Raw genomic sequence first — 21,736 nt, 5'->3', positions numbered from 1 at the left:
GCCCCGGCCAGGTCCGGGGCGATGACCGTAGGTCGCGGTCAGGCTCGGGGCAGCGGGCGTATGTCCGGGGCGACCTGGGCGCCCGGAGAGGCCCGGACGATCGTGATCAGCCGGTCCGTCGGCTGGATGGCGCCGACGGCCGGGTCGTCGTAGCCGAGCACCCGGTGTCCGCGCAGCACGCTCACCACCAGGTCGGCGGTCTCGCGCGGGCTCTTGCCGACCTCGGCCTTGACCGCCGGCCGCTCCACCAGGTCCAGGCCGGTGCCCTGCTGGATCAGGTCCTCCATGACCATGCCGGCGGCCGGAGAGAGCACGGACAGCCCCAGCAGGCGACCGGCGGCGCTGGCGCTGGTGATGACGGAGTCGGCTCCGGACTGCTTCAGCAGCGGAGCGTTCTCCTCCTCGCGGACCGCGGCCACGATCTTCGCGCTCTTGTTGAGCTGCCGGGCGGTCAGGGTCACCAGCACGGCCGTGTCGTCCCGCTGGGTGGCAATGATGATCTGCCGGGCGCGCTGCACCTCGGCCCGCTTCAGGACCTCGCTGCGCGTCGCGTCCCCGATCACTCCGGCGAAGCCCTCGGCGGTGGCCGCGTCGATCGCCTTGACGCTGGGGTCGACCACGACCACCTGCTCCGCCTTCAGCCCGGTCACGCAGACGGTCTGGATCGCCGACCGTCCCTTGGTCCCGAAGCCGACGACGATGGTGTGATCCCGCAAGGCGGACCTCCAGCGGTTCTGGCGCCATTCCTCCCGGGTGCGTTCGGTGAGGACTTCGAGCGTGGTGCCGACCAGGATGATCAGGAACAGCACGCGCAGCGGCGTGATGACGAAGATGTTGGTGAGCCGGGCGGCGTCACTGACCGGCGTGATGTCGCCGTACCCCGTGGTGGAGAGCGTGACGGTCGCGTAGTAGAAGGCGTCCAGGAGATCGACGGCACCGTCCGAGGTGTCGTTGTAGCCGTCGTGGTCGGCGTAGACGATGAACGCGGTGGCGACCAGGACCAGCAGCGCCAGGGCGAGTCGCTTGCTGACCTGGACGAACGGGCCTTCCACGACTTTCGTCGGGAGTTTCACCCGCTGGGACAGCAGGTGTTCGTCCGCCTGGCGGGCGATGGCGTCATGGCCCGGAAGTTTCACGTGAAACACACCTCGATGCCCGCGGCGGCCCAGGGCAGGTCCAGGAGTTCCGCCTCCGCACCCCGCTGCGCCCCGCCCGGCGGCACGACCGCGAGGGCGTCGGCGGCGGCGATGCCACGGAGCATCGCGGGACCGTTGTAGTGCAGCGGTAGGGCCGTGTCACCGCGCAGGACGACCGGGATGAGCCGGGTGTCGTAGGGGTGTCCGTGGATGGCCTCCGCCAGGGGCACCGTGTACGGCTCGGGGGCCGGGTGGGCGGCGAGGGTGCGCAGCAGAGGTTCGGCCAGGGTGAGCAGGCCGGAGACGGCGGCGAGGGGGTTGCCGGGGAGACCGACGAGGTGCTGGTTCTGCTGGGTGCGCGCCAGCAGCATGGGGTGGCCGGGGCGGACCTTGACGCCGTCGACGAGGAGTTGGGCCCCGACGCGCTCCAGGGTGGCGTGCACGTGGTCGACCGGACCGGACGCGGTGCCGCCGGTGGTGACCACGAGATCGGCGCCGGACGAGGTGATCGCCTTGTACAGCGCCTTGGCGTCGTCGCCGAGCCGGCGTACGGCGGTCACCTCGGCGCCGAGCGCACGCAGCCAGGGCGCCAGCATCGGACCGAGCGCGTCCCGGATGCGTCCTTCGCTCGGGAGGCCCTCGGTGAGCAACTCGTCACCGAGCACCAGGACTTCGGCACGGGGGCGGGGGACGACCGTGAGCGTGTCGTATCCGGCGGCCGCGGCGAGGCCGAGGACGGCCGGGGTGACCAGGGTGCCGACGGAGAGCAACTGGTCGCCGGTGCGGCACTCCTGGCCGCGCGGGCGGATGTCCTGGCCGTGCACGACCTCGCGGATGGGGTGCAGCCGGCCCTGGGTGTCGGTGCGGCCGTGTTCGCTGCGGAGCACCGCGGTGGTGTCCGCCGGGATCCGGGCGCCGGTGGCGATCCGTACCGCCTCGCCGTCGGTGAGCGGTTCCGGCTGGGCGTGCCCGGCCAGTACGCCGTCCTCGCGCACGTCCCAGGGGCCGGGGCCCGCCACCGCCCAGCCGTCCATCGCCGAGGTGTCGAAGGAGGGCAGGTCGGTGAGCGCGTCCAGCGGGGCCGCCAGCGCCAGGCCGAGGGCGTCGGCGAGCGCCAGGGAGACGGGGGCCCGGCGGGCGCCCGAGCGGGCGGCACGGGCGGCGGCCTCGCGGGCCTGGGGCCAGGGGGTGGCCCGGTGCTGGTGCTCCGGCGGACCGCCGTGGGCCTGTTCGGCCTGGGCGGCGGGCGGGCGGCCGTGGCCACCGGTGATCCCTTCGCCGAACTCCCTGGGCTGCCTGGGCTCTCTCACGAGGGCGAGCGCCTCCTCGACGTCGAGATCGTCGTCGGTGTTCCCGGCGGACGCGCCGACCCGGATGCCGGGGGGCGTCACCGGCCGGGCCCGGGGCCGGTGGCGGGCCGACCGGGAGCGGACTGTCCGGCGTTCGCCTCCTCCGCCCAGCGCAGGGCCAGCGCGGCCGCCTTGCGGGCCGCCTCGGCGACCGCCTCGGGGCCGCCCTTGCCCTGGGCGGCCGCGTAGCCGACGAGGAACGTCGTCAACGGGGCGGCCGGCCGGGCCACGCCGTGCGCGGCGTCCCTGGCCAGGTCGAGCAGGACGCCGGTGTCGACGTCCAGGTCGATGCCCAGTTCGTCCTTGACTGCGGAGATCCATTCATCCAACACGTGCCCATGCTCCCTGATGCGTGCCCTGGCGTCGGCGATGTCGTCCCAGGTGTCGCAGTCGAAGGACGCGAAGGGGTCCGGGACACGGGTGAGGTCGAGTACGGCGGTCAGGCGCCGCAGCGGGAGACCGGTGAGACCGGCGGTCGCGCCGTCGCCCGTGCCGCCGCTCGCGGCCAGGTCCGACAGGGCGCGGCGCAGCGGTGCCGTGCGGTACGCGGCGACGAGGGGCTGGTCGCGGCCGTCCGCGTCGGTGAGCAGGGCGGCGTCGGCGCCGGTGCCGCGCAGGGCCGCGGACAGCCTCTCCAGGGTCCGCGGCCCGAGGAACGGCAGGTCCGCGGAGAGGACGACCACGTGGTCGGCGGTGATGTGGCGCAGGCCCGCGTCGAGGGCGGCGACCGGGCCGCCGCCCGGCGGGTCCTCGCGGGTCCACAGGACCGGCCGGACGGTGGGGCGCGGGGCGGCCACCACGACGGTGTTCCGGGCGCCCGCACAGGCCGTCAGGACGCGGTCGAGCAGCGGTCGGCCGCCCACCCGGACGGAGGGTTTGTCGGCTCCGCCGAGGCGTCTCGCGGCGCCGCCGGCCAACACGATCGCGTCGTAGGCCGGCGGCTCGGTGTCGGTCACCTTTCGAGTATGGAGGGCGGGTGGATCACTGGGAACCGATAGCGGGCGGGTGATCTGCCGGGCGGCCGGCGGCCGCCGCCGCTAGAGCGTCCTGAGCAGCACCGCCGGATTCTCCACGCAGTCGGCCACATAGCGGAGGAAGCCGCCCGCGGTGCCGCCGTCGCAGACCCGGTGGTCGAAGGTCAGGGACAGCTGGACGACCTGCCGGACCGCCAGCTCTCCCTCGTGCACCCACGGCTTCGGGACGATGCGGCCCACGCCCAGCATCGCCGCCTCGGGGTGGTTGATGATCGGCGTGGAGCCGTCGACACCGAAGACGCCGTAGTTGTTCAACGTGAAGGTGGAGCCGGTGAGTTCACCGGGGGTGAGCTTCCCGGCGTGGGCCGCCTCGGTCAGCCGGGCGAACTCGGCGGTCAGGGACTCGGCGTCACGGGCGTGGGCATCCCGGACGACGGGGACGACCAGGCCCCGGTCGGTCTGGGCGGCGAAGCCCAGGTGGATCCGGTCGAGTCGGACGATCTCGCGGGCCTCGACGTCGACGTAGGAGTTCAGCTCGGGATACCGGGCCAGGGCCGCCGTGCTGATCCGGGCGAGGAGCGCGAGCAGGGAGATCTTCGACGCGCCCGCCGCGTTCATCGCGGTCCGCGCCCGCATCAGTTCGGTCGCGTCGGCGTCCACCCAGCAGGTCGCGTCGGGGATCTCCCGGCGGCTGCGGGAGAGCTTGTCGGCGACCGCGCCCCGGATGCCCTTGAGGGGCGTACGGATGCCGGTCCGGCCGTTCGCCGCGTCGTCCGGGGCGGCCGACGGTCCGGGCTGGGGAACGGTACGGGTCGCGCCGACCCGCAGCGCGTCCTCGACGTCGGCGCGCAGGATCAGGCCGTCGGGACCCGAGCCGGACAGCCCGCGCAGGTCAAGGCCGTTGTCCCGGGCGAGCCGGCGCACCAGCGGGGAGATCACCGGCACCGGACCCTCGGTGACCGCGGGCGGTGCGGGCACACGTGCGTGGACCGCCGTCTCGGCGGTGGCCGCGGGCGCCGCCGTGCCGTTGGCCCGGTCCGGTGCGGCCGGGCGGGCCCGGCGGCGGCGTGCCGGGGGCGCCCCGGTGCCGTAGCCCACCAGGACGTTGCCGGAGCCCTCCGGTTCGGGGACCGGGTCGGCCTCGCCGACGGCGACCGTCAGCAGCGGCGCGCCGACGGGCAGTTCGGCGCCCTCCTCCCCGAAGCGGGCGGTGACCACACCGCCGTACGGGCAGGGCACCTCGACCATCGCCTTGGCCGTCTCGACCTCGACGACCGGCTGGTCGATGGCGACGACCTCGCCGACCTGGACCAGCCAGCTGACGATCACCGCCTCGGTCAGCCCCTCTCCGAGGTCGGGCAGCTTGAACTCCAGCACCTGTGCCATCAGCCCTCGGCCTCCCACTGCAGACGCGCCACCGCGTCCAGGATGCGGTCGACGCCGGGCAGGTGGTGGCGCTCCAGCATCGGCGGCGGGTAGGGGATGTCGAACCCGGCCACGCGCAGCACCGGCGCCTCCAGGTGGTGGAAGCAGCGCTCGGTGACCCGGGCCGCGATCTCCCCTCCCGGTCCGCCGAACCCGCCCGACTCGTGCACGACGACCGCGCGCCCGGTGCGCCGCACCGAGGCACAGACCGTCTCGTCGTCGAACGGCACCAGCGAGCGCAGGTCGACGACCTCGAGGTCCCAGCCCTCCGCGCGGGCGGCCTCGGCGGCTTCGAGGCAGACCGGTACGGACGGGCCGTACGTGATGAGCGTGGCGCTGCGCCCCGTACGGCGCACCATCGCGCGGCCGATGGGTTCGACGGCCGTCGGCCGCTCGGGGTTCCAGGTGTCCTTGGACCAGTACAGGCGCTTGGGTTCGAGGAAGACGACCGGGTCGTCGGAGGCGATGGCGGCGCGCAGCAGGCCGTAGGCGTCGGCGACGGTGGCCGGGGTGACGACGTGCAGGCCGGGGGTGGCCATGTAGTAGGCCTCGGAGGAGTCGCTGTGGTGCTCGACGCCTCCGATGCCGCCGCCGTAGGGGATGCGGACGGTGATCGGCAGGGGCATCCGGCCACGGGTGCGGTTGCGCATCCGGGCCACGTGGCTGATCAGCTGCTCGAACCCGGGGTAGGCGAAGGCGTCGAACTGCATCTCCACGACCGGGCGCAGCCCGTACATGGCCATGCCGACGGCGGTGCCGAGGATGCCGGCCTCGGCGAGCGGGGTGTCGGTGCAGCGGTCCTCGCCGAACTCCTTGGCGAGGCCGTCGGTGACGCGGAAGACGCCGCCGAGGGCGCCGACGTCCTCGCCCATGACGTGCACGGCGGGGTCGGCGGTCATCGCGTCCCGCAGGGCGCGGGTGAGGGCCTGCGCCATGGTGGCGGGCTTGGTGGCGACGGTCGTCATCGGTGGCCGCCTTCGCGCTGGTCGTCCTGCTCGGCTTCGAGCTCGGCCCGCAGCAGGGCGCGCTGCTCGCGCAGTTGGGTGGTGGTCTCGGCGTACACCTGGTCGAAGAGGGCCATCGGGTCGAGTTCCGGGTCGCGGTTCATGCGCTCGCGCAGGTCGGCGGCCATGGTCTCGGCGCCTTCGCGCGCGTGCCGCACGAAGTCCTCGTCGAGCAGTCCCCGGTCGGTGAGTTCGCGCTCCAGCAGCAGGATCGGGTCGTGGTCGCGCCAGGCGTCCACTTCGGCGTCGCCCCGGTAGCGGGTGGCGTCGTCGGCGTTGGTGTGGGCGTCGATGCGGTAGGTCACCGCCTCGACCAGGGTGGGGCCGCCGCCTTCGCGCGCGTGCCGCACGGCGTCGGAGAGGACCTGGTGCACCGCGGCCGCGTCGTTGCCGTCGACCAGCCGGCCGGGCATGCCGTACCCGACGGCCTTGTGGGCCAGGGAGGGGGCGGCGGTCTGCTTGTCGAGCGGGACGGAGATGGCGAAGCCGTTGTTCTGCACGAGGAAGACGACCGGGGCGCGCCAGACGGCCGCGAAGTTCAGCGCCTCGTGGAAGTCGCCCTCGCTGGTGCCGCCGTCGCCGACCATGGCGAGCGCGACCACGTCGTCGCCCTTGAGGCGGGCCGCGTGGGCGAGGCCGACCGCGTGCGGGAGCTGGGTGGCGAGCGGGGTGGAGAGCGGGGCCACGCGGTGGGCACAGGGGTCGTAGCCGGTGTGCCAGTCGCCGCGGAGCAGGGTGAGGGCCTCCACGGGGTCCACGCCCCGGGCGACGACCGCGAGGGTGTCGCGGTAGCTGGGGAAGAGCCAGTCGCGCTCTTCCAGGGCCAGCGCGGCGGCGACCTCGCAGGCCTCCTGGCCGGTGCTGGACGGGTAGACGGCGAGGCGGCCCTGTTTGGTGAGGGCGGTGGCCTGGGTGTTGTACCGGCGGCCGTGCACCAGCCGGGTGTAGAGCCGGCGCAGCAGCTCCGGGTCGGCCTCGGCGGCCGTCTCGGTCCCGAGGACGCGGTACGGCCGCTCGTCGGGCAGCAGGGGCGCGGGGTCCGTCCGGGGTTGCCAGGCGGGCGGCGGCGACGGGCGGTATGCGCCTCGCTGCTCCAGGACCGTCATGACGGCACCTCCTCGTGGGGGTGGCTGGGAGACGGGTCGGCTGTGACCCGTCTCACCTACCGATTGTTCGGTCGTCGGCACATTTTGGCTACATGCGGCCGCAGGCTGTGGACAAACGGTTCTCCACAACCTGGAATGAATGCAGTACGTCCATATGAGGAAGGCGGGGGGACATGCCACCTGAACAAATGGCCGAGGGCCCGCAGGACCGGGCGGGGCTGCCGCCCGCCCGTCCGCTGGACGCCATTGATCAGGACATCCTGCAGATCCTCCAGGCGGACGGCCGGGCCTCGATACGCTCGGTCGCCGAGCGCGTCCACGTCTCGCGCGCCAACGCCTACGCGCGGATCAACCGTCTCGTCGAGGACGGCGTGATCCGCGGATTCGGCGCCCGCGTGGACCACGAACGGGCCGGCCACGGCACCTCCGCCTACGTCACGCTGAAGATCGTCCAGAACACCTGGCGCACCGTGCGCGAGGAGCTGCGGCAGCTGCCGGGCGCGGATCACATCGCCCTGGTGGGCGGGGACTTCGACGTGCTGCTCCTGGTGCACACGCCCGACAACAGGGCGTTGCGCGAGCTGGTGCTGACCCGGCTCCAGGCGATCCCGGAGGTGCTCAGCACCCGCACGCTGCTGGTGTTCGAGGAGGAGGACCTGGGTCCGGGCGGCTGACGGGCTCCGTCAGGCCGCGCGGAGCCCCGAGAAGACCAGGCGGGCCACCGCGTCGGAGACCTCCCGCTCGGTCGCGCCGCGCCCGTCCGGGCGGTACCACTCCACGATCGAGTTGACCATGCCGAAGACCAGCCGGGTGGCCAGGCGCACCTCGATGTCACCGCGGACGTCCCCGTCGGCGGCGGCCGCCTTCAGCAGGTCGGCCACCCGGTGGTCGAAGTCCCGGCGCCGCTCCAGCGCCCACCGCTCGGTGCCGGTGTTGCCCCGCACCCGCAGCAGCAGCGTGACGTACGGCAGTTCGGTGATCAGCACCTCGACCATGCGCCGTACGACGTGCTCCAGGCGGTCGGCGGCGCGCCCCACGCGCGCGTGCTCCTCGTCGAGGATCCCGAACAGGCCGTCCAGGGCGCGGCTGACGGCCCGGCGCAGCAGCTCCTCCTTGCCGGAGACGTGGTGGTAGATCGACGACTTGGAGATGCCGGCCGCCTTGGAGAGGTGCTCCATGGACGTGCCGTCGTAGCCGCGTTCGTTGAAGACCTGCACGGCCACCGAGAGCAGCGTCTCAGGGGTGTAGGTGTCGCGCTTGGCGGTGGTCATGAGGCGCCCTCCCGCTTCTCGGTGGCGTACGCGTGGCGGTAGAGCGCGAGAGAGGGCGCGTAGCGGCCGCTCGGGTCGCGCAGGTGGAGGTCGTCGAGGAGGTCGTAGGCGAAGTCGCGGCCGAGGCGGCGGCTCCACTCGAAGGGGCCGAGCGGGTAGTTGACGCCCAGGCGCATCGCGGTGTCGATGTCCTCCTCGGTGGCGACGCCCTTGGCGACGGCGTCGTGCGCGAGGTCGACGATCCGGGCGACCGTCCGGGCGACGATCATGCCGGGGACGTCACCGATGACGCTGACCTTCTTGCCGAGCGCCTGGAAGAGACCGATGGCCTCACTGAGCGTCCGGGGCTGGATGTCGTGCCCGGCGGACAGGGCGACGCGGGTGGCGCGGCGGTAGTCGAGCGCCAGGTCGAAGTAGACGACGTCGCGGAACTCCACCGAGGTCTGGCCGTCGGCGAGGACCAGCTGGCCGCCGCTCGGCAGGATCAGGCGGGTGCCGTGGTCCTCGTCCTCCTCGCGGACCTGGATACCCGCCTCGCGGATCAGCGTGAGCAGCTCGGCCGCCGGCCCCAGGCCGCCCTCCGCGACGACGTAGGCGGGCCGGTCGGCCGGCTCGGCGGTGTCCGGCTCGGGCCGCTCGGCGCCGGCCGTGTGGTCGTACCAGCCGTGCCCGGTCTTGCGGCCGAGGTGGCCGGACTCGACGAGCCGGCGCTGGGCCAGGGAGGGCGTGAAGCGGGCGTCCTGGAAGAAGGCCTGCCACACGGAGTGCGTGACGGCCTCGTTGACGTCCTGGCCGATCAGGTCGGTCAGTTCGAAGGCGCCCATCCGGAAGCCGCCGCTCTCGCGCAGCACCGCGTCGATGGTGGCCGGGTCCGCGGCCTGCGCCTCGTAGACGGCGAACGCCTCGGCGTAGAAGGGCCGCGCGATGCGGTTGACGATGAAGCCGGGGGTGTCCGCGCAGGCGACCGGCGTCTTGCCCCAGGCGCGGGCCGTCTCGTACGCGCGCGTGGCCGACGTGACGTCGGTGGCGAAGCCGGAGACGACCTCGACCAGCGGCAGCAGCGGGGCCGGGTTGAAGAAGTGCAGCCCCACCAGGCGGGCGGCGCCGCGCAGGGCACCGCCGATGGCGGTCACCGACAGGGAGGAGGTGTTGGTGGCCAGCAGACAGTCGCCGTCGACGATGTCCTCCAGGGCCCGGAACAGCTCCTGTTTGACCTCCAGCCGCTCCTGGACGGCCTCGACGACCAGGGTGCAGTCCGCGAACTCGGCCAGTTCCCCGGCGGGCAGCAGCCGGGCACGGGCGGCGTCCCGGTCAGCGGCCGTCATACGGCCCTTCTCGACCAGCCGGTCGAGACGGGCTCCGATCGACTCCGCGGCGTCCCGGGCCCGCCCGGGGACGGCGTCGTACAGCCGTACCGGATGGCCCGCGACGAGGGCGACCTGGGCGATGCCCTGGCCCATGGTGCCGGTTCCGGCGACCCCCACGGGGCTGCTGAGGTCGAGTGCTGTCATGTGCGCGATCCTCCCGCACGGGGTTTTCCACAGATGCGGCAGGCCCCCTTGTCCCGACCGATCGTTCGGTTACTCTAACTCTGTCCGGCCGTTTCCGCCCAGGTCATGAGCTCAAGGGGAGCTCATCAGACGAGGAGTTGGTCCCGCATGACCGCCGAACTCACCGTGCACGAGCTGATCGCCAAGCACCGGCCCACGCTTGACCAGGCGCTGGAGGCGATCCGCACGCGTGCGTACTGGTCCCCCCACCCCGAGCACCCCAAGGCCTACGGCGAGCACGGCAGCCTGGACGCGGCGGCCGGCAAGGCCGCCTTCGACGCCCTCCTCGGCACCCGCCTGGACCTCGGCCAGCCCGGCACCGACGACTGGACCGGCGGCGAGGTCTCCCCGTACGGCATCGAGCTGGGCGTGACCTACCCGCACGCCGACGTCGACACACTGCTGCCCGCCATGGCGGCGGGCCGGCGCGCGTGGCGCGACGCGGGCGCGGAAGCGCGGGCGGTGGTGTGCCTGGAGATCCTCAAGCGGATCAGCGACCGGACGCACGAGTTCGCGCACGCGGTCATGCACACCAGCGGCCAGGCGTTCATGATGGCGTTCCAGGCGGGCGGCCCGCACGCCCAGGACCGCGGCCTGGAGGCGGTGGCCTACGCGTACGTGGAGCAGGTCCGCACCCCCGACACGGCCGAGTGGTCCAAGCCGCAGGGCAAGCGCGACCCGCTGGCGCTGACGAAGACGTTCAAGCCGGTCCCGCGCGGGATCGCGTTGGTCATCGGCTGCAACACGTTCCCGACGTGGAACGGCTACCCGGGCCTGTTCGCCTCCCTGGCCACGGGCAACGCGGTCCTGGTGAAGCCGCACCCGCGCGCGGTGCTGCCGCTCGCCCTCACCGTGCAGGTCGCCCGCGAGGTGCTCGCCGAGGCCGGCTTCGACGCGAACCTGGTGGCCCTGACGACGGAGCGCCCCGGCGAGGGCATCGCGAAGACGCTCGCGACCCGCCCGGAGATCAAGATCATCGACTACACGGGCTCGACCGCCTTCGGCGACTGGCTGGAGGCGAACGCCCGGCAGGCGCAGGTGTACACCGAGAAGGCCGGTGTCAACACGGTCCTGGTCGAATCGACCGACAATTACAAGGGGATGCTCTCCAACCTGGCGTTCTCGCTCTCCCTGTACAGCGGCCAGATGTGCACCACCCCGCAGAACCTGCTGATCCCCCGCGACGGCATCCGCACCGACGAGGGCCCCAAGACCTACGACGAGGTGGTGGCCGACCTCGCCCGCGCGGTCGACGGCCTGCTCGGCGACGACGCCCGCGCGAACGCCCTGCTGGGCGCGATCGTCAACCCCGACGTCAAGGCGCGCCTGGAGGCCGCCGCCGGGCTCGGCGAGGTCGCCCTCGCCTCCCGCGAGATCGCCAACCCGGACTTCCCGGAGGCGGTCGTGCGCACCCCGGTGATCGTGAAGCTGGACGGCGCCAAGCCCGACGACGAGGCCGCGTACATGAGCGAGTGCTTCGGCCCGGTGTCGTTCGCGGTCGCCGTCGACTCGGCCGCCGACGCGGTGGAGCTGCTGCGGCGCACGGTCCGCGACAAGGGCGCGATGACGGTCGGCGCGTACACCGTCGACCCCGACGTGGAGAGCGCCGTGGAGGAGGTCTGCCTGGAGGAGGCGGCCCAGCTGTCGCTGAACCTGGTCGGCGGGGTGTACGTGAACCAGACGGCCGCGTTCTCCGACTTCCACGGCTCGGGCGGCAACGCGGCGGCGAACGCGGCGCTGTGCGACGGGGCGTTCGTGGCCAACCGCTTCCGGGTGATCGAGGTACGCCGGGAGGCCTGACCGCCCCGGTTCCCGGCCTTTGCGTGGGCGCGTCCGCCGAGAGCGGTCGCGCCCAGGTGGCACAGCGGCGCACGGCCCTGGCGCCGTTCCGCTACGGGGCGCTCCAGTGGAAGAGGGTCATGGCCACGCTGGTCGCCAGGTTGTAGCTGCTCACCTGCGGGCGCATCGGCAGGCGAAGCAGGTGGTCGGCACGCGCGCGCAACTCCGCCGACAGGCCGGTCCGCTCCGAGCCGAAGGCGAGGACGGCGTGGTCCGGGAGCTTCGTGTTCCGGATGTCCTCGCCCTCCGGATCCAGCGCGTACACCGGCCCTGCGGGCAGTTCCGGGACGGTCAGCCGTTCGACGGCCGTCGCGAAGTGCAGGCCCGCGCCGCCGCGCACGACCGTCGGGTGCCAGGGGTCGAGTGTGCCCGTGGTGATCACGCCCGTGGCGCCGAAGCCCGCCGCCAGGCGGATCACCGCGCCGGCGTTGCCGAGGTTGCGCGGCTCGTCCAGGACGACGACGGGTGCCAGGCGCGGCTCGCGGGCCAGCTCGCGCAGGTTGGCCTCGCGGGACGGCCGTTCCGCCAGCGCGGCCACCGCCGTGGGATGCGGGCGGGCCACCAGCGACGCGTACGCCGGCCGGTCCACCTCCGTCAGCAGGGCGGCCAGCGCCTCGCGCACGTCCGGCGCGAGTTCGTCCGCGAGGGCCAGCGCCGCGGCCCGGTCCGTGGTGACCGCCACCGGTACCCGGGCGCCGAAGCGCAGCGCGTGCTTGAGGGTGTGGAAGCCGTCGAGCAGGACGGCGGAGTCCGCCGTCCGCGCCCACTGGTCCAGGGGGTCGGTCATGCCCCGAAGCCTACGCGGGGCTGTTCGTCGGCCTCCGGGGAGCGAGCGGCCGGCAGATCGGGAGCACCGCGCCGAAGGACGCGGTGACGCGCGCGTGCCGCCCGGCCGCCCAGCCAGAGCAGGAAGGCCGTCGGCAGGAAGACCGAGTCCGCCGCGATCATGGCGAGGGAGAAGAACGGCAGGCCCAGGACGACCGCGATCACCGCGTGCTCGGTCATCATCGCGGCCAGCAGCACGTTCTTGACCCGTCGGTTGAACAGGGTGAACGGGAAGGCGACCTGCACGATGACCGTCCCGTAGGTCACCAGCAGCACCAGGGTGCCGTTGGCGGACAGCAGGTCGGCCAGGGCCGGCCAGGGCGAGAAGTAGTCCAGGTGCAGCGGGTAGTAGACGGCGGTGCCGTCCTGCCAGCGGGAGCCCTGGATCTTGTACCAGCCGGCGGTGGCGTAGATCAGACAGGCCTCGGCCATGATCACGAACAGGGCGCCGTTGTGCAGGACGTCGGCGACGACGTCCAGCAGGATCCGGGGCTCGGCGGTGCGCGCCCAGCGGCCCACGGCCCACCGCAGCGCGGCGCCCGCCCAGGCACCCCACAGGACGGCCGGGACCAGCCAGCCGCCGCCGGAGCGTCCGGTGAGGGCCGCCGCGACCAGCAGGACGCCGATGAACGCCCACAGTGCCGGTCCGACCAGGTCGGCGCCCGGCCGCCGCTCCTGCTCCGCACGCGCGCGGGCGGCGCGGCGCGCGTCCAGCGACCACACCTGACCGCAGCGGGTGAACACCAGGTAGAAGGACATCAGGTGCAGCACGTTGTCCCCGCCGTCGCCGACGAAGACGCTGCGGTTCTGCAGGGACAGCACACCGACCATGAAGAGCACGGACATCGTGCGGGTGCGCCAGCCCACCAGCAGCAGGACGCTCGTGAGGACCGCCAGGAGGTAGAAGGCCTCGAAGAAGGCCTGCCCGTCGGAGGCCAGCAGCGCCGAGAAGGCGTGGTTGTCCGCGGTCAGCCGCTGGGCCAGACCGAAGTCCCAGGGGCCGTCGGGGCCGTACAGCTCCTGGCGGTGCGGGTACTCGCGCAGCAGGAACAGCAGCCAGGTGGCGGCGAACCCGATCCGCACGACGGCTGTCTGGTAGGGGCCGAGCGCCGATCCGGTGACCCGGGCGATCGCGCGGGACAGGCACAGGACGACGCGGTTCATCGCACACCTCCGTCGGCCTCGTCCGCCGTCACCGTCCACCAGGGCAGCACCCGGTAGAGCGGGGTGTCGGAGACCTTCTCGCCGCTCCAGCGCGGCGGCGGCACGTTGGTGGTGCTGGAGCGCACCTGGACGCGTTCGACGGTGCCCTTCCGGCTGGTCGCGTCGCCCTCGTACAGGCGCATCACGACGATCCGGCGCAGGTACTGCTCGGACAGCGAGCCGCGCAGGCCGATCGCCCGGTTGTCGGTGCCGTGGGTGGTGACGAAGAAGTCCCAGGCCCGCCGCAGTTCGTTCTGCACGGTGTGGCTCGGCAGCAGACTGCCGTCGATGGCCCTGCCGTCCTCGGCGGACAGGTCGTTCCAGCCGGTGGTGGTCGTGGTGCCGTCCCGCATGAGGACTTCGGCGCGCACCTGGACGGAGATGTTCTGCTGGAGCGGGTTCGGCGCGAACAGCTTCCAGTTCTGCTCGAACTCCGGGTACACCCAGTCCTCGATCGCCTTGCCGTGCTGTCTGGTCACGGTGTTCGCCGGCGCGATGCTCAGGAACACCATCCCGAGGTGCACGCAGACGGTGACCGCGACCAGGGCCAGCGCGAGGGCGGCACCGACCTGGTAGCGCGGGGAGAGGGCGGCGACGCCGGTCCGGGGCGGGACGGGCGGCCGCTCCCCGGGGACGCCCGCGTCCGGTGCCGACGGCGTGCCGGGGCCCTCGGGCTCCGGGGGTCCGACGAGCACGGGGGGTCCGACGAGCACGGCGGGTTCGGCGGCGGGTCGCGGTTCCGGACGCGGGCCGCCCGGACCCTCCGGCCCGTGCCGGGCGTCCGAGTCGCCGTCGTACGCGTCCATGCCGCCCCGTTCCCCGGTACCGCCGAGCCGTCCGGACCGCCCGTCGGGGCCGCCCGGTGTGCCGCTGCCCGGCACTCGCACGGAACGGTACTCAGCACCGGCCGCCGGGTGCAGCCCCGGGGCGCGGCCCGGGGACGTGTCCATCACCACTGCGGCCGGTCCCGGCGGCGGTGGCCGCACCGGTCGGCCGGGGCCCGCGTCCCAGGTCACGGCCGGTACGGCGGCGGACAGGGGAAGGCCTGAAGGACCCCGCTCGGCGAGTTCTCCACAGGCCGCGCGGGAGGTTGTCCACAGCGGTTGATACCGGGGACCCGGCCGCCGAGACTGTTGATCCGCCCCGGGGCCGGGATCGGTGGACGGCTCAGGCGTTCCCGGTCCGGGCGCGGAGCATCCGGAGAACGGTGTCGGCGCGCTCCAGGAGGGTCTTGCGGACCACGGGGACCGCCTCCTGGCCGGCCTGCTGCGCCTTCTCGACGAACGCGGAGTCGATCCCGTACAGCGGGAAGAGCTGGGAGGTGTAGACCATCGCGGGGATCATGCCGCCCTGGTCCAGCTGGGGCATCTCGGCCAGGTAGTGCTCGGCGTAGGGAGCGAGCACGGCGTCCTGGCCCGGGCGCCAGAAGGCCGCCGCCACCGCGCCGACCGACTGGACGGGCACGGTGCGGTCCACGGCCAGCTGCCGCCAGACCTCGGCCTTCGCGGCCGGGTCGGGCAGGGCGGCCCGGACGGTGAGGGCGCGGACCCAGGAGTCGGGGTCGGGGTCGCGTTCGAGCAGGGCCGCGGACTCGGCGGTGATGTCGCCGCCCAGCTCGGCCTCGCGGACCAGGGCGCGCCAGCGCAGGTCCACGTCGTCGCCGGCCATCTCGCGGAGCCGGGCCAGTCCCTCGGCGGTCGCGGTGCGGGCCAGGCCGCGCAGGGCCACCTGGCGGCGGCCCGGGTCGTCGGCGAGCCGCAGGCAGGTGGCGGCCACGGCCTCGGTCAGCGCGGGACGGTCGGCGTCCGGGGCCCAGAGTTCGGCGATGGTGGTGACGAGGGTCAGGAGGGGCTCGATCACGGCGTCGGAGGTCTCGGCGGCGAGGACCGCGGTGAGGCAGTGTCCGGCCTCCGCCGCGGTGGCCTCACCGGCCGTGAGCATGTCCCAGACGGTGGCGGCCGCCACGCCCCGGGAGATGGCCGTCGGCAGCAGGGCCGCCGCGCCGAAGAGGGTGTCGCGGGTGGCGGCGTCCGGGCGGGTGGTCGCGAAGGTGAGGTCGTCGTCGTTGATCAGGAGGAGGTCGGACGTGGCGGGGAGGCCGGTGACCGGGGTGCGGGGCTCGGCGACCTCGACGCGCACCAGCGCGGTGCGTTCGAGGGCGTCGCCCGCGCGGTCGTACGCACCGATCGCCAGGACCTGCGGGCGCGGGGTGCCGTCGGCGACCAGGGTGACGGTGTCGCCGTCGTGCTCCAGGGTGAAGCGGTCGGTGCCGGCCGTCTCCAGCCAGGACGTCCGCCAAGTGGCGAGGGACCGGTCGCCAGCCTCGGCGAGGGCGTCTATCAGGTCCTGGAGGGTGGTGGTGCCCCAGGCGTGACGGGCGAAGTAGGCGGCCATCCCGGCGCGGAACCGGTCCTCGCCGACATAGGTCTTCAGCTGCTGGAGGACGGAGGCGCCCTTGGGGTACGTGATGTTGTCGAAGATCGACGCGGCCTGGGCGACGTCGTGGATGGGCTGGTGGATCGGGTGGGAGACCGGGCCCTGGTCGGAGAGGTAGGCCCGGAGCTTGCCGCCCGCGAGGTGGCCGGCCCAGACGTCGGTGTAGCGGGTGGCGCCCTCGGCGGCCCAGTGGCAGGCGAACTCGGCGAACGCCTCGTTCAGCCAGAGGTCGTCCCACCAGCGCATGGTGACGATGTTGCCGAACCACATGTGCGCCATCTCGTGCAGCAGCACGACGGCGAGCACCTCACGCTCCGCGTGGGTGGGCGTGGCCCGGCGCAGGAACATGTCCGACCAGGTCACGCAGCCGTAGTTCTCCATCGCGCCGCCGAACTCGGGCATGAAGACCTGGTCGTACTTGCGCTGCGGGAACGGCATCGCGAAGGCCTCGGCGTAGAAGGCGAGGCCCTGGCGGGTCAGGGTGAAGATCTCGTCGGCGTCGCGCTCCAGGACCTCGGCGAGCGAGCGGCGGGCGAAGACGCCGAGGTCGTGGCCGTCTGCCTCGCGGCGGATCTCGTGGAAGGGGCCCGCGTTGACGACGGTGTTGTACACGGACAGCGGCGGGGTGTCGGGGAAGCTCCAGCGGCGGGCCGTGCCCTGCTCCTCGACGCGCGGGTCGCCGGAGTTGCTCAGGACGGTCCAGGCGGCCGGTGCGGTGACGGTGAAGGCGTGCGGGGCCTTGAGGTCGGGCTGGTCGAAGCAGGCCCAGACGTAGCGGGCCTCGTCCGGTTCGAAGCTGGTCCACAGGTAGACCTCGCCGTCGGCGGGGTCGACGGCCCGATGGGCGCCCGGGCTGGTCGTGGTGTCGGCCTGGACGCTCTCGACCCGCAGCACGTTGTGCGCGGCCAGGGCGGGGAGCGGGATCCGGCCGTCGTCGCCCGGGGTGAGGGGGGTGCCGTTGAGGGTGGCGGAGCGGACCTCGGCCGCGCAGTCGACGAAGGTCTCCGCTCCCGGCTCCGAGCAGCCGAAGGCGACCGTCGAGACACAGCGGATCTCCGGCCCGTCGGGCAGGCCGGTCAGGTCGATGTCGATGTCGTACCGCTCGACCGTGACCAGTGCCGACCGGCGCTCGGCCTCGATGCGGGTCAGGCTTCGGATCCCCATGTGTCCTCCCTCGTGTGCCCGTCCCCGTCGGCGGACAGCGGCCGTCAGCCTACGACGGAAGGCGCCGGTGATCGCAGAGGTTTACGGTTCCCTTCTTCTAGAACCTGTTCTATCTTGACGGACCGTCAGATCAGCGGACCGGCCGGGAGGACAGGACCGTGGACTTCACCTTCACCGAGGAGCAGCTGGCGGCGGCCGAGGCGGCGCGCGGGGTGTTCGCCGCGGTGGCACCGGACGCGGTGCCGAGCCCGGCGCTGACCACCGGCGCCGTCGCGGACCACTTCGACCGGGAGCTCTGGGACACGCTGGGCGCCGCGGACCTGCTGAGTCTGCTGTCGGCCGAGAAGCACGGCGGGGCGGGGCTGGACGCGATCGCGCTCTGCCTGGTGCTGCGGGAAGCGGCGCAGGTGCTGGCCCGGGTGCCGCTGCTGGAGAACAGCGCGGCGATGGCGGCCGTGCAGGCCTACGGGGACGAGGAGCTGCGGGGCCGGCTGCTGGCGCGAGCGGGCCGCGGGGAACTCGTGCTGACCGTCGCCGCGAGCGGACGCACCGGGCACGACCCGGCCGAGCTGGCGGTGACCGCGCGCCGCGACGGCGCGACCTGGGTGCTGGACGGCGTGCAGACGGCGGTGCCGTGGGCGTACGACGCCGATCTCGTCGTCGTACCGGCGCACACCGACGGCGACCTGAGCGTGCTGGCGCTGGTGGCGCCCTCGGCTGCCGGGGTCACGCTGGCCGAGCAGGTGTCGACCAGCGGGGAACGGCTCGGTGAGCTGCGGCTGGAGTCGGCGCGGGTGGCCGGGCGGGACGTGATGACGGCGGAGGGGGCCTGGGAGTGGCTGCGGGAGCTGCTGACCACCGGGACCTGTGCGCTGGCCCTCGGGCTGGGCGAGCGCGTGCTGCGGATGACCGCCGAGTACACCGGCAAGCGGGAACAGTTCGGGCATCCCGTCGCCACCTTCCAGGCGGTCGCCGTGCAGGCCGCCGACCGGTACATCGATCTGCGGGCCATGGAGGCCACGCTGTGGCAGGCGGCCTGGCGGATCGCCTCCGGCGCGCCGGGGGCGCTGCCGGCGGCCGGTGACGTGGCGGTGGCGAAGATCTGGGCGGCGGAGGGGGTACGGCGGGTGGTGCAGACAGCGCAGCATCTGCACGGGGGGTTCGGGGCCGACACGGAGTACGTGCTGCACCGGTACCACGCCTGGGCCAAACAGCTGGAGCTGGCGCTCGGGTCCGCGGCGGCCCACGAGGAGGCGCTCGGCGACCTGCTGGCCGCCCACGCGCTGGGGTGAGGAACCGAGGAGGGGCACCGGCGTGCACACCGGTACCGACCGATGGCGCGGCTTTCCGTGCCCCTCGGGCAGTGCGCTCCGCCGCGGGGCGGGTCAGACGACGAAGCCCGGCTGGCCGGCGTCCGTGACGACCTCGCGGCCCGCCGCCTGCCAGACCTGCATGCCGCCGTCCACGTTCACCGCGTCGATGCCCTGCTGGACCAGGTACATCGTGACCTGCGCCGAGCGGCCGCCCGAACGGCAGATGACGTTGACCCGGCCGTCCTGGGGGGCGGCCTCGGTGAACTCGCCGTAGCGGGCGGCGAACTCGCTGATCGGGATGTGCAGGGCGCCCGCGGCGTGGCCCGCCTCCCACTCGTCGTCCTCGCGGACGTCCAGCAGGAAGTCGCCGTCCTTGAGGTCCGTGACCTCGACCGTGGGCACACGCGCTGCGAAGTTCATGCCTCCGACGCTACCCGACCGCTACTCCTCGGCGAGCAGCGCGGCCAGTTCCGTCTCGCGCTCGGCGACGTCCTTGCGGAGCTTGTCGGCGATCTCGTCGAGGAGGGCGTCGGGGTCATCGGGGGCGAGCCGGAGCAGGCCGGCGATGGGGCCGTCCTCCAGTTCCTTGGCGACCAGGGTGAGCAGTTCCTTGCGCTCGGACAGCCATTCCAGGCGCGCGTACAGCTCCTCGGCGCGGCTCGGCTTGCGCTCGGGCGGCACCGGACCGGCCTCCCACTCCGCGGCCAGCTCCCGCAGCAGGTCCTCGTCGCCACGGGCGTAGGCGGCGTTGACCCGGGTCAGGAACTCCTCGCGGCGCTCCTGCTCCGCGCCCTCCGGCACCAGGTCGGGGTGGGCCTTGCGGGCCAGGTCGCGGTAGAGCCGACGGGCCTCCTCGCTGGGCCGCACCCGCTGCGGGGGCCGTACCTCCTGCTCGGTGAGCATGGCGACGGCCTCGGGGAACAGCCCGTCGCCGTCCATCCAGCCGTGCAGCAGCTCCTCGACACCGGGGATGGGCAGGACCCGGGCGCGGGCCTCCTCGGCGGCGCGGACGTCCTCGGGGTCGCCGGTGCGGGCGGCCTTCGCCTCGGCGATCCGGGCGTCCAGTTCTTCCATGCGGAGGTAGAACGGGCCGAGTTTCTGCTCGTGCAGGCGCGAGAAGTTCTCGACCTCGACACGGAAGGTCTCGACGGCGATCTCGAACTCGATCAGCGCCTGCTCGGCGGCCCGCACGGACCGCTCCAGGCGTTCCTCGGGCCGCGGTGCCTCAGGCTGCTCAGCTTCCGGGGTCGTCACCCGACCAGACTAGGGCCTGTCGTCCCCGGCGGTGGCCGCCACCCACCCGGCGACCCGGTCTGCGCGGGGGCTTCCGGGACGGCCGGCCTGCCACGGCCCCGGCCCGCGGCACACCTCGCCGCGGTGTCCCGGAGCCCGGAGCCCAGACCCCGGAGCCGACGGTCACACCCCGAGTTCCGCCGGGATCCGGCCCGCCCGGACCGCGGTCACCAGTTCCTCGTGGTCCGCCTCCGTGCGGTCCGCGTAGGCCACCGCGAACGCGGCGATCGCCTCGTCCAGTTCCTCGTTCTTGCCGCAGTAGCCGGCGATCAGCCGGGGGTCGGCGCCGTGCGAGTGGGCGCGGGCCAGCAGGGCTCCGGTCATCCGGCCGTAGTCGTCGATCTGGTCGGGCGCCAGGGCCGCCGGGTCGACGCTGCCCTTGCGGTTGCGGAACTGGCGGACCTGGAAGGGCCGGCCGGAGACCGTGGTCCAGCCGAGCAGGATGTCGCTGACCACCTGCATCCGCTTCTGTCCCAGGACCACCCGGCGCCCTTCGTGACCGGCGGCGGGCGCGTCGAAACCGGCCGTCGCCAGGTGCGGCACGAGCGCGGACGGACGGGCCTCCTTGACCTGGAGGATCAGCGGCTCGTCGCGATGGTCGAGGAGCAGCACGACGTAGGACCGGGTGCCGACGCTGCCGGTGCCGACTATCCGGAAGGCGACGTCGTGCGGGGCGTGCCGGGCGAGCAGGGGGTGGCGGTCCTCGGAGAGGGTGGTGACGTAGTGCTCCAGCCCGGCGACGACGGCCTCGGCCTCCGCGTCGGCGACCCGGCGCAGCACCGGCGCGGCGTCGACGAAGCGGCGGCCGCCGTTCCCGGTGGGCTCGGTGGAGCGGGCCGCGAACCGGCCGCTGGTGTTGGCGCGGGCCTTCTCAGAGACGCGGTGCAGGGTGCCGAGCATGTCGTGGGCGTCGGAGTGGGAGACCAGTTCCTCGTCCGCGATGGCGTTCCACGCGTCCAGCACCGGGAGCTTCGCCAGCAGGCGCATGGTGCGGCGGTAGGCGCCGGCCGCGTCGCCCGCGGCCCTGCGGCAGGTGTCCTCGTCGGCGCCCGCCTCGCGCCCGGCCAGGACCAGGGAGGCGGCGAGCCTCTTGAGGTCCCACTCCCAGGGGCCGGGCACCGTCTCGTCGAAGTCGTTCAGATCGATGACCAGGTCGCCGCGCGGGTCTCCGTACAGGCCGAAGTTGGCCGCGTGGGCGTCGCCGCAGATCTGGGTGGCGATCCGGGTCATGGGCGTGCGGGCCAGGTCGTGCGCCATCAGGCCGGCCGAGCCGCGCAGGAAAGCGAACGGGCTCGCCGCCATCCTGCCGACCCGTATCGGGACCAGCTCCGGGATGCGGTCACGGTTGGACTCCTCGACCGCGCTCACCGCGTCGGGCCGGGAGCCGTCCATGTCCAGGGCCGCGTGATCGCCGCGCGGCACGGCCGAACGCAGCGCCTTGCCCTCCTCCTTGGGCGACCCCTCCACGGGCCACCGGGCGAAGCCCTTCGGCGTGGGCAGCTTGCGCGCCTCGGCCGTCGCCGTCTCTTCCCGTCCGGTCACGTCGACCGCCTCCCCCGTACTGCGCGCATCCCACCCGCACGAACATCAACTCGGGAAAACGGTACAGGCGGGCGCCGGAACCCCGGCAGACCTTGTGGACAACTCCGGGACCGTCCGGCGGGCCGAGGACCGCGCCCCTCGGTCCGGTGACCGACCTCGCGCCCGCCCGGTGAGAGACACCTCACACCACCAGGAAAATCACATCACCACACCGAACCGCCGGGCCCTGTGACCGCACCCGGAACGCGAGAAGCCCGAACGTGAGAAGACAGCAAGAAGGCCCATCGTGATCACGATGGGCCTTCT

General features: G+C 73.5%; 18 protein-coding genes. 3 read left to right on the top strand and 15 right to left on the bottom strand.

Annotated elements, in window-relative coordinates:
• Window positions 1-38 precede the first annotated feature (38 nt).
• The 6 genes from ACIRQ9_RS01855 to pdhA all read right to left on the bottom strand — a co-directional run bounded on the left by ACIRQ9_RS01855 (window position 39) and on the right by pdhA (window position 6,994).
• Window positions 39-1,136, bottom strand: coding sequence for a potassium channel family protein (locus ACIRQ9_RS01855; RefSeq protein WP_404166035.1), 1,098 nt, complete (start codon window positions 1,134-1,136; stop codon window positions 39-41).
• Window positions 1,133-2,527 (bottom strand): molybdopterin molybdotransferase MoeA, encoded by a 1,395-nt coding sequence (locus ACIRQ9_RS01850; RefSeq protein WP_404166033.1) that lies wholly within the window; start codon window positions 2,525-2,527, stop codon window positions 1,133-1,135. Before ACIRQ9_RS01850 ends, ACIRQ9_RS01855 begins: the two co-directional genes overlap by 4 nt.
• A complete protein-coding gene (locus ACIRQ9_RS01845) occupies window positions 2,524-3,441 on the bottom strand; it encodes an NTP transferase domain-containing protein (protein ID WP_404166031.1) in 918 nt (305 codons plus the stop codon). The genes ACIRQ9_RS01850 and ACIRQ9_RS01845 overlap by 4 nt, the downstream gene beginning before the upstream one ends.
• 81 nt (window positions 3,442-3,522) lie before the next feature.
• Complete coding sequence (locus tag ACIRQ9_RS01840; protein ID WP_404166029.1) at window positions 3,523-4,845, bottom strand: dihydrolipoamide acetyltransferase family protein; 1,323 nt, start codon at window positions 4,843-4,845, stop codon at window positions 3,523-3,525.
• On the bottom strand, window positions 4,845-5,849 hold the full coding sequence (locus ACIRQ9_RS01835; protein WP_404166027.1) for an alpha-ketoacid dehydrogenase subunit beta: 1,005 nt from the start codon (window positions 5,847-5,849) through the stop codon (window positions 4,845-4,847). The genes ACIRQ9_RS01840 and ACIRQ9_RS01835 overlap by 1 nt, the downstream gene beginning before the upstream one ends.
• Window positions 5,846-6,994 (bottom strand): pyruvate dehydrogenase (acetyl-transferring) E1 component subunit alpha, encoded by a 1,149-nt coding sequence (gene pdhA / locus ACIRQ9_RS01830; RefSeq protein WP_404166026.1) that lies wholly within the window; start codon window positions 6,992-6,994, stop codon window positions 5,846-5,848. The genes ACIRQ9_RS01835 and pdhA overlap by 4 nt, the downstream gene beginning before the upstream one ends.
• Window positions 6,995-7,167: 173 nt before the next feature.
• On the opposite strand from pdhA, the gene ACIRQ9_RS01825 reads away from it, so the two are divergent.
• Complete coding sequence (locus ACIRQ9_RS01825; RefSeq protein WP_399011720.1) at window positions 7,168-7,668, top strand: Lrp/AsnC family transcriptional regulator; 501 nt, start codon at window positions 7,168-7,170, stop codon at window positions 7,666-7,668.
• 9 nt (window positions 7,669-7,677) lie between these two features.
• Here the strand turns inward: ACIRQ9_RS01825 and ACIRQ9_RS01820 are convergent, their stop codons facing one another.
• Together ACIRQ9_RS01820 and ACIRQ9_RS01815 are read right to left on the bottom strand one after the other, a co-directional pair.
• Window positions 7,678-8,265: a TetR/AcrR family transcriptional regulator gene (locus ACIRQ9_RS01820; protein WP_351938710.1), complete on the bottom strand. Its 588-nt coding sequence runs from the start codon at window positions 8,263-8,265 to the stop codon at window positions 7,678-7,680.
• On the bottom strand, window positions 8,262-9,776 hold the full coding sequence (locus ACIRQ9_RS01815; RefSeq protein WP_404166024.1) for a 3-hydroxyacyl-CoA dehydrogenase: 1,515 nt from the start codon (window positions 9,774-9,776) through the stop codon (window positions 8,262-8,264). The genes ACIRQ9_RS01820 and ACIRQ9_RS01815 overlap by 4 nt, the downstream gene beginning before the upstream one ends.
• A 147-nt stretch (window positions 9,777-9,923) precedes the next feature.
• Between ACIRQ9_RS01815 and paaN the strand changes: the two genes are divergently transcribed.
• The gene (paaN, locus tag ACIRQ9_RS01810; protein ID WP_404166022.1) at window positions 9,924-11,615 is read left to right on the top strand and encodes a phenylacetic acid degradation protein PaaN; all 1,692 of its coding nucleotides are present in this window, start codon (window positions 9,924-9,926) and stop codon (window positions 11,613-11,615) included.
• Window positions 11,616-11,706: 91 nt separating this feature from the next.
• Here paaN and ACIRQ9_RS01805 read toward each other — a convergent pair whose 3' ends face one another.
• From ACIRQ9_RS01805 to pepN, 4 genes are all read right to left on the bottom strand, one after another.
• Window positions 11,707-12,441: a TrmH family RNA methyltransferase gene (locus ACIRQ9_RS01805; RefSeq protein WP_404166020.1), complete on the bottom strand. Its 735-nt coding sequence runs from the start codon at window positions 12,439-12,441 to the stop codon at window positions 11,707-11,709.
• Window positions 12,438-13,643 carry an HTTM domain-containing protein gene (locus tag ACIRQ9_RS01800; protein ID WP_404166018.1) on the bottom strand — a complete coding sequence of 402 codons (1,206 nt, stop codon included), beginning with the start codon at window positions 13,641-13,643 and terminating at the stop codon, window positions 12,438-12,440. Before ACIRQ9_RS01800 ends, ACIRQ9_RS01805 begins: the two co-directional genes overlap by 4 nt.
• The gene (locus ACIRQ9_RS01795) at window positions 13,640-14,488 is read right to left on the bottom strand and encodes a DUF5819 family protein (RefSeq protein WP_404166017.1); all 849 of its coding nucleotides are present in this window, start codon (window positions 14,486-14,488) and stop codon (window positions 13,640-13,642) included. The genes ACIRQ9_RS01800 and ACIRQ9_RS01795 overlap by 4 nt, the downstream gene beginning before the upstream one ends.
• 361 nt (window positions 14,489-14,849) lie before the next feature.
• On the bottom strand, window positions 14,850-17,282 hold the full coding sequence (gene pepN, locus ACIRQ9_RS01790) for an aminopeptidase N (protein ID WP_404166015.1): 2,433 nt from the start codon (window positions 17,280-17,282) through the stop codon (window positions 14,850-14,852).
• Window positions 17,283-17,440: 158 nt separating this feature from the next.
• Between pepN and ACIRQ9_RS01785 the strand changes: the two genes are divergently transcribed.
• Window positions 17,441-18,574 (top strand): acyl-CoA dehydrogenase family protein, encoded by a 1,134-nt coding sequence (locus ACIRQ9_RS01785; protein WP_404166013.1) that lies wholly within the window; start codon window positions 17,441-17,443, stop codon window positions 18,572-18,574.
• 93 nt (window positions 18,575-18,667) lie between these two features.
• Here ACIRQ9_RS01785 and ACIRQ9_RS01780 read toward each other — a convergent pair whose 3' ends face one another.
• From ACIRQ9_RS01780 to ACIRQ9_RS01770, 3 genes are all read right to left on the bottom strand, one after another.
• On the bottom strand, window positions 18,668-18,997 hold the full coding sequence (locus tag ACIRQ9_RS01780; RefSeq protein ID WP_404166395.1) for a rhodanese-like domain-containing protein: 330 nt from the start codon (window positions 18,995-18,997) through the stop codon (window positions 18,668-18,670).
• Between the two features lie 39 nt (window positions 18,998-19,036).
• Complete coding sequence (locus ACIRQ9_RS01775; RefSeq protein WP_404166011.1) at window positions 19,037-19,849, bottom strand: hypothetical protein; 813 nt, start codon at window positions 19,847-19,849, stop codon at window positions 19,037-19,039.
• Window positions 19,850-20,011: 162 nt separating this feature from the next.
• Window positions 20,012-21,430, bottom strand: a complete 1,419-nt coding sequence (locus tag ACIRQ9_RS01770) for a DUF2252 domain-containing protein (protein ID WP_404166009.1) — start codon at window positions 21,428-21,430, stop codon at window positions 20,012-20,014.
• Window positions 21,431-21,736 lie beyond the last annotated feature (306 nt).

It is taken from the genome of Streptomyces sp. NPDC101237, assembly GCF_044767465.1.
Classification (GTDB): Bacteria; Actinomycetota; Actinomycetes; order Streptomycetales; family Streptomycetaceae; genus Streptomyces; species Streptomyces gramineus.
The sequence above is the reverse complement of the archived record's forward strand: the minus strand, read 5'-3'. Positions and strand labels throughout refer to the sequence as shown.

Coding starts and splice junctions, on each gene's coding strand:
- ACIRQ9_RS01825 (WP_399011720.1), top strand. CDS start 7,168: ATGCCACCTGAACAAATGGCCGAGGGCCCGCAGGACCGGGCGGGGCTG.
- ACIRQ9_RS01800 (WP_404166018.1), bottom strand. CDS start 13,643: ATGAACCGCGTCGTCCTGTGCCTGTCCCGCGCGATCGCCCGGGTCACC.
- ACIRQ9_RS01795 (WP_404166017.1), bottom strand. CDS start 14,488: ATGGACGCGTACGACGGCGACTCGGACGCCCGGCACGGGCCGGAGGGT.
- ACIRQ9_RS01815 (WP_404166024.1), bottom strand. CDS start 9,776: ATGACAGCACTCGACCTCAGCAGCCCCGTGGGGGTCGCCGGAACCGGC.
- ACIRQ9_RS01835 (WP_404166027.1), bottom strand. CDS start 5,849: ATGACGACCGTCGCCACCAAGCCCGCCACCATGGCGCAGGCCCTCACC.
- paaN (WP_404166022.1), top strand. CDS start 9,924: ATGACCGCCGAACTCACCGTGCACGAGCTGATCGCCAAGCACCGGCCC.
- pdhA (WP_404166026.1), bottom strand. CDS start 6,994: ATGACGGTCCTGGAGCAGCGAGGCGCATACCGCCCGTCGCCGCCGCCC.
- pepN (WP_404166015.1), bottom strand. CDS start 17,282: ATGGGGATCCGAAGCCTGACCCGCATCGAGGCCGAGCGCCGGTCGGCA.
- ACIRQ9_RS01805 (WP_404166020.1), bottom strand. CDS start 12,441: ATGACCGACCCCCTGGACCAGTGGGCGCGGACGGCGGACTCCGCCGTC.
- ACIRQ9_RS01840 (WP_404166029.1), bottom strand. CDS start 4,845: ATGGCACAGGTGCTGGAGTTCAAGCTGCCCGACCTCGGAGAGGGGCTG.
- ACIRQ9_RS01820 (WP_351938710.1), bottom strand. CDS start 8,265: ATGACCACCGCCAAGCGCGACACCTACACCCCTGAGACGCTGCTCTCG.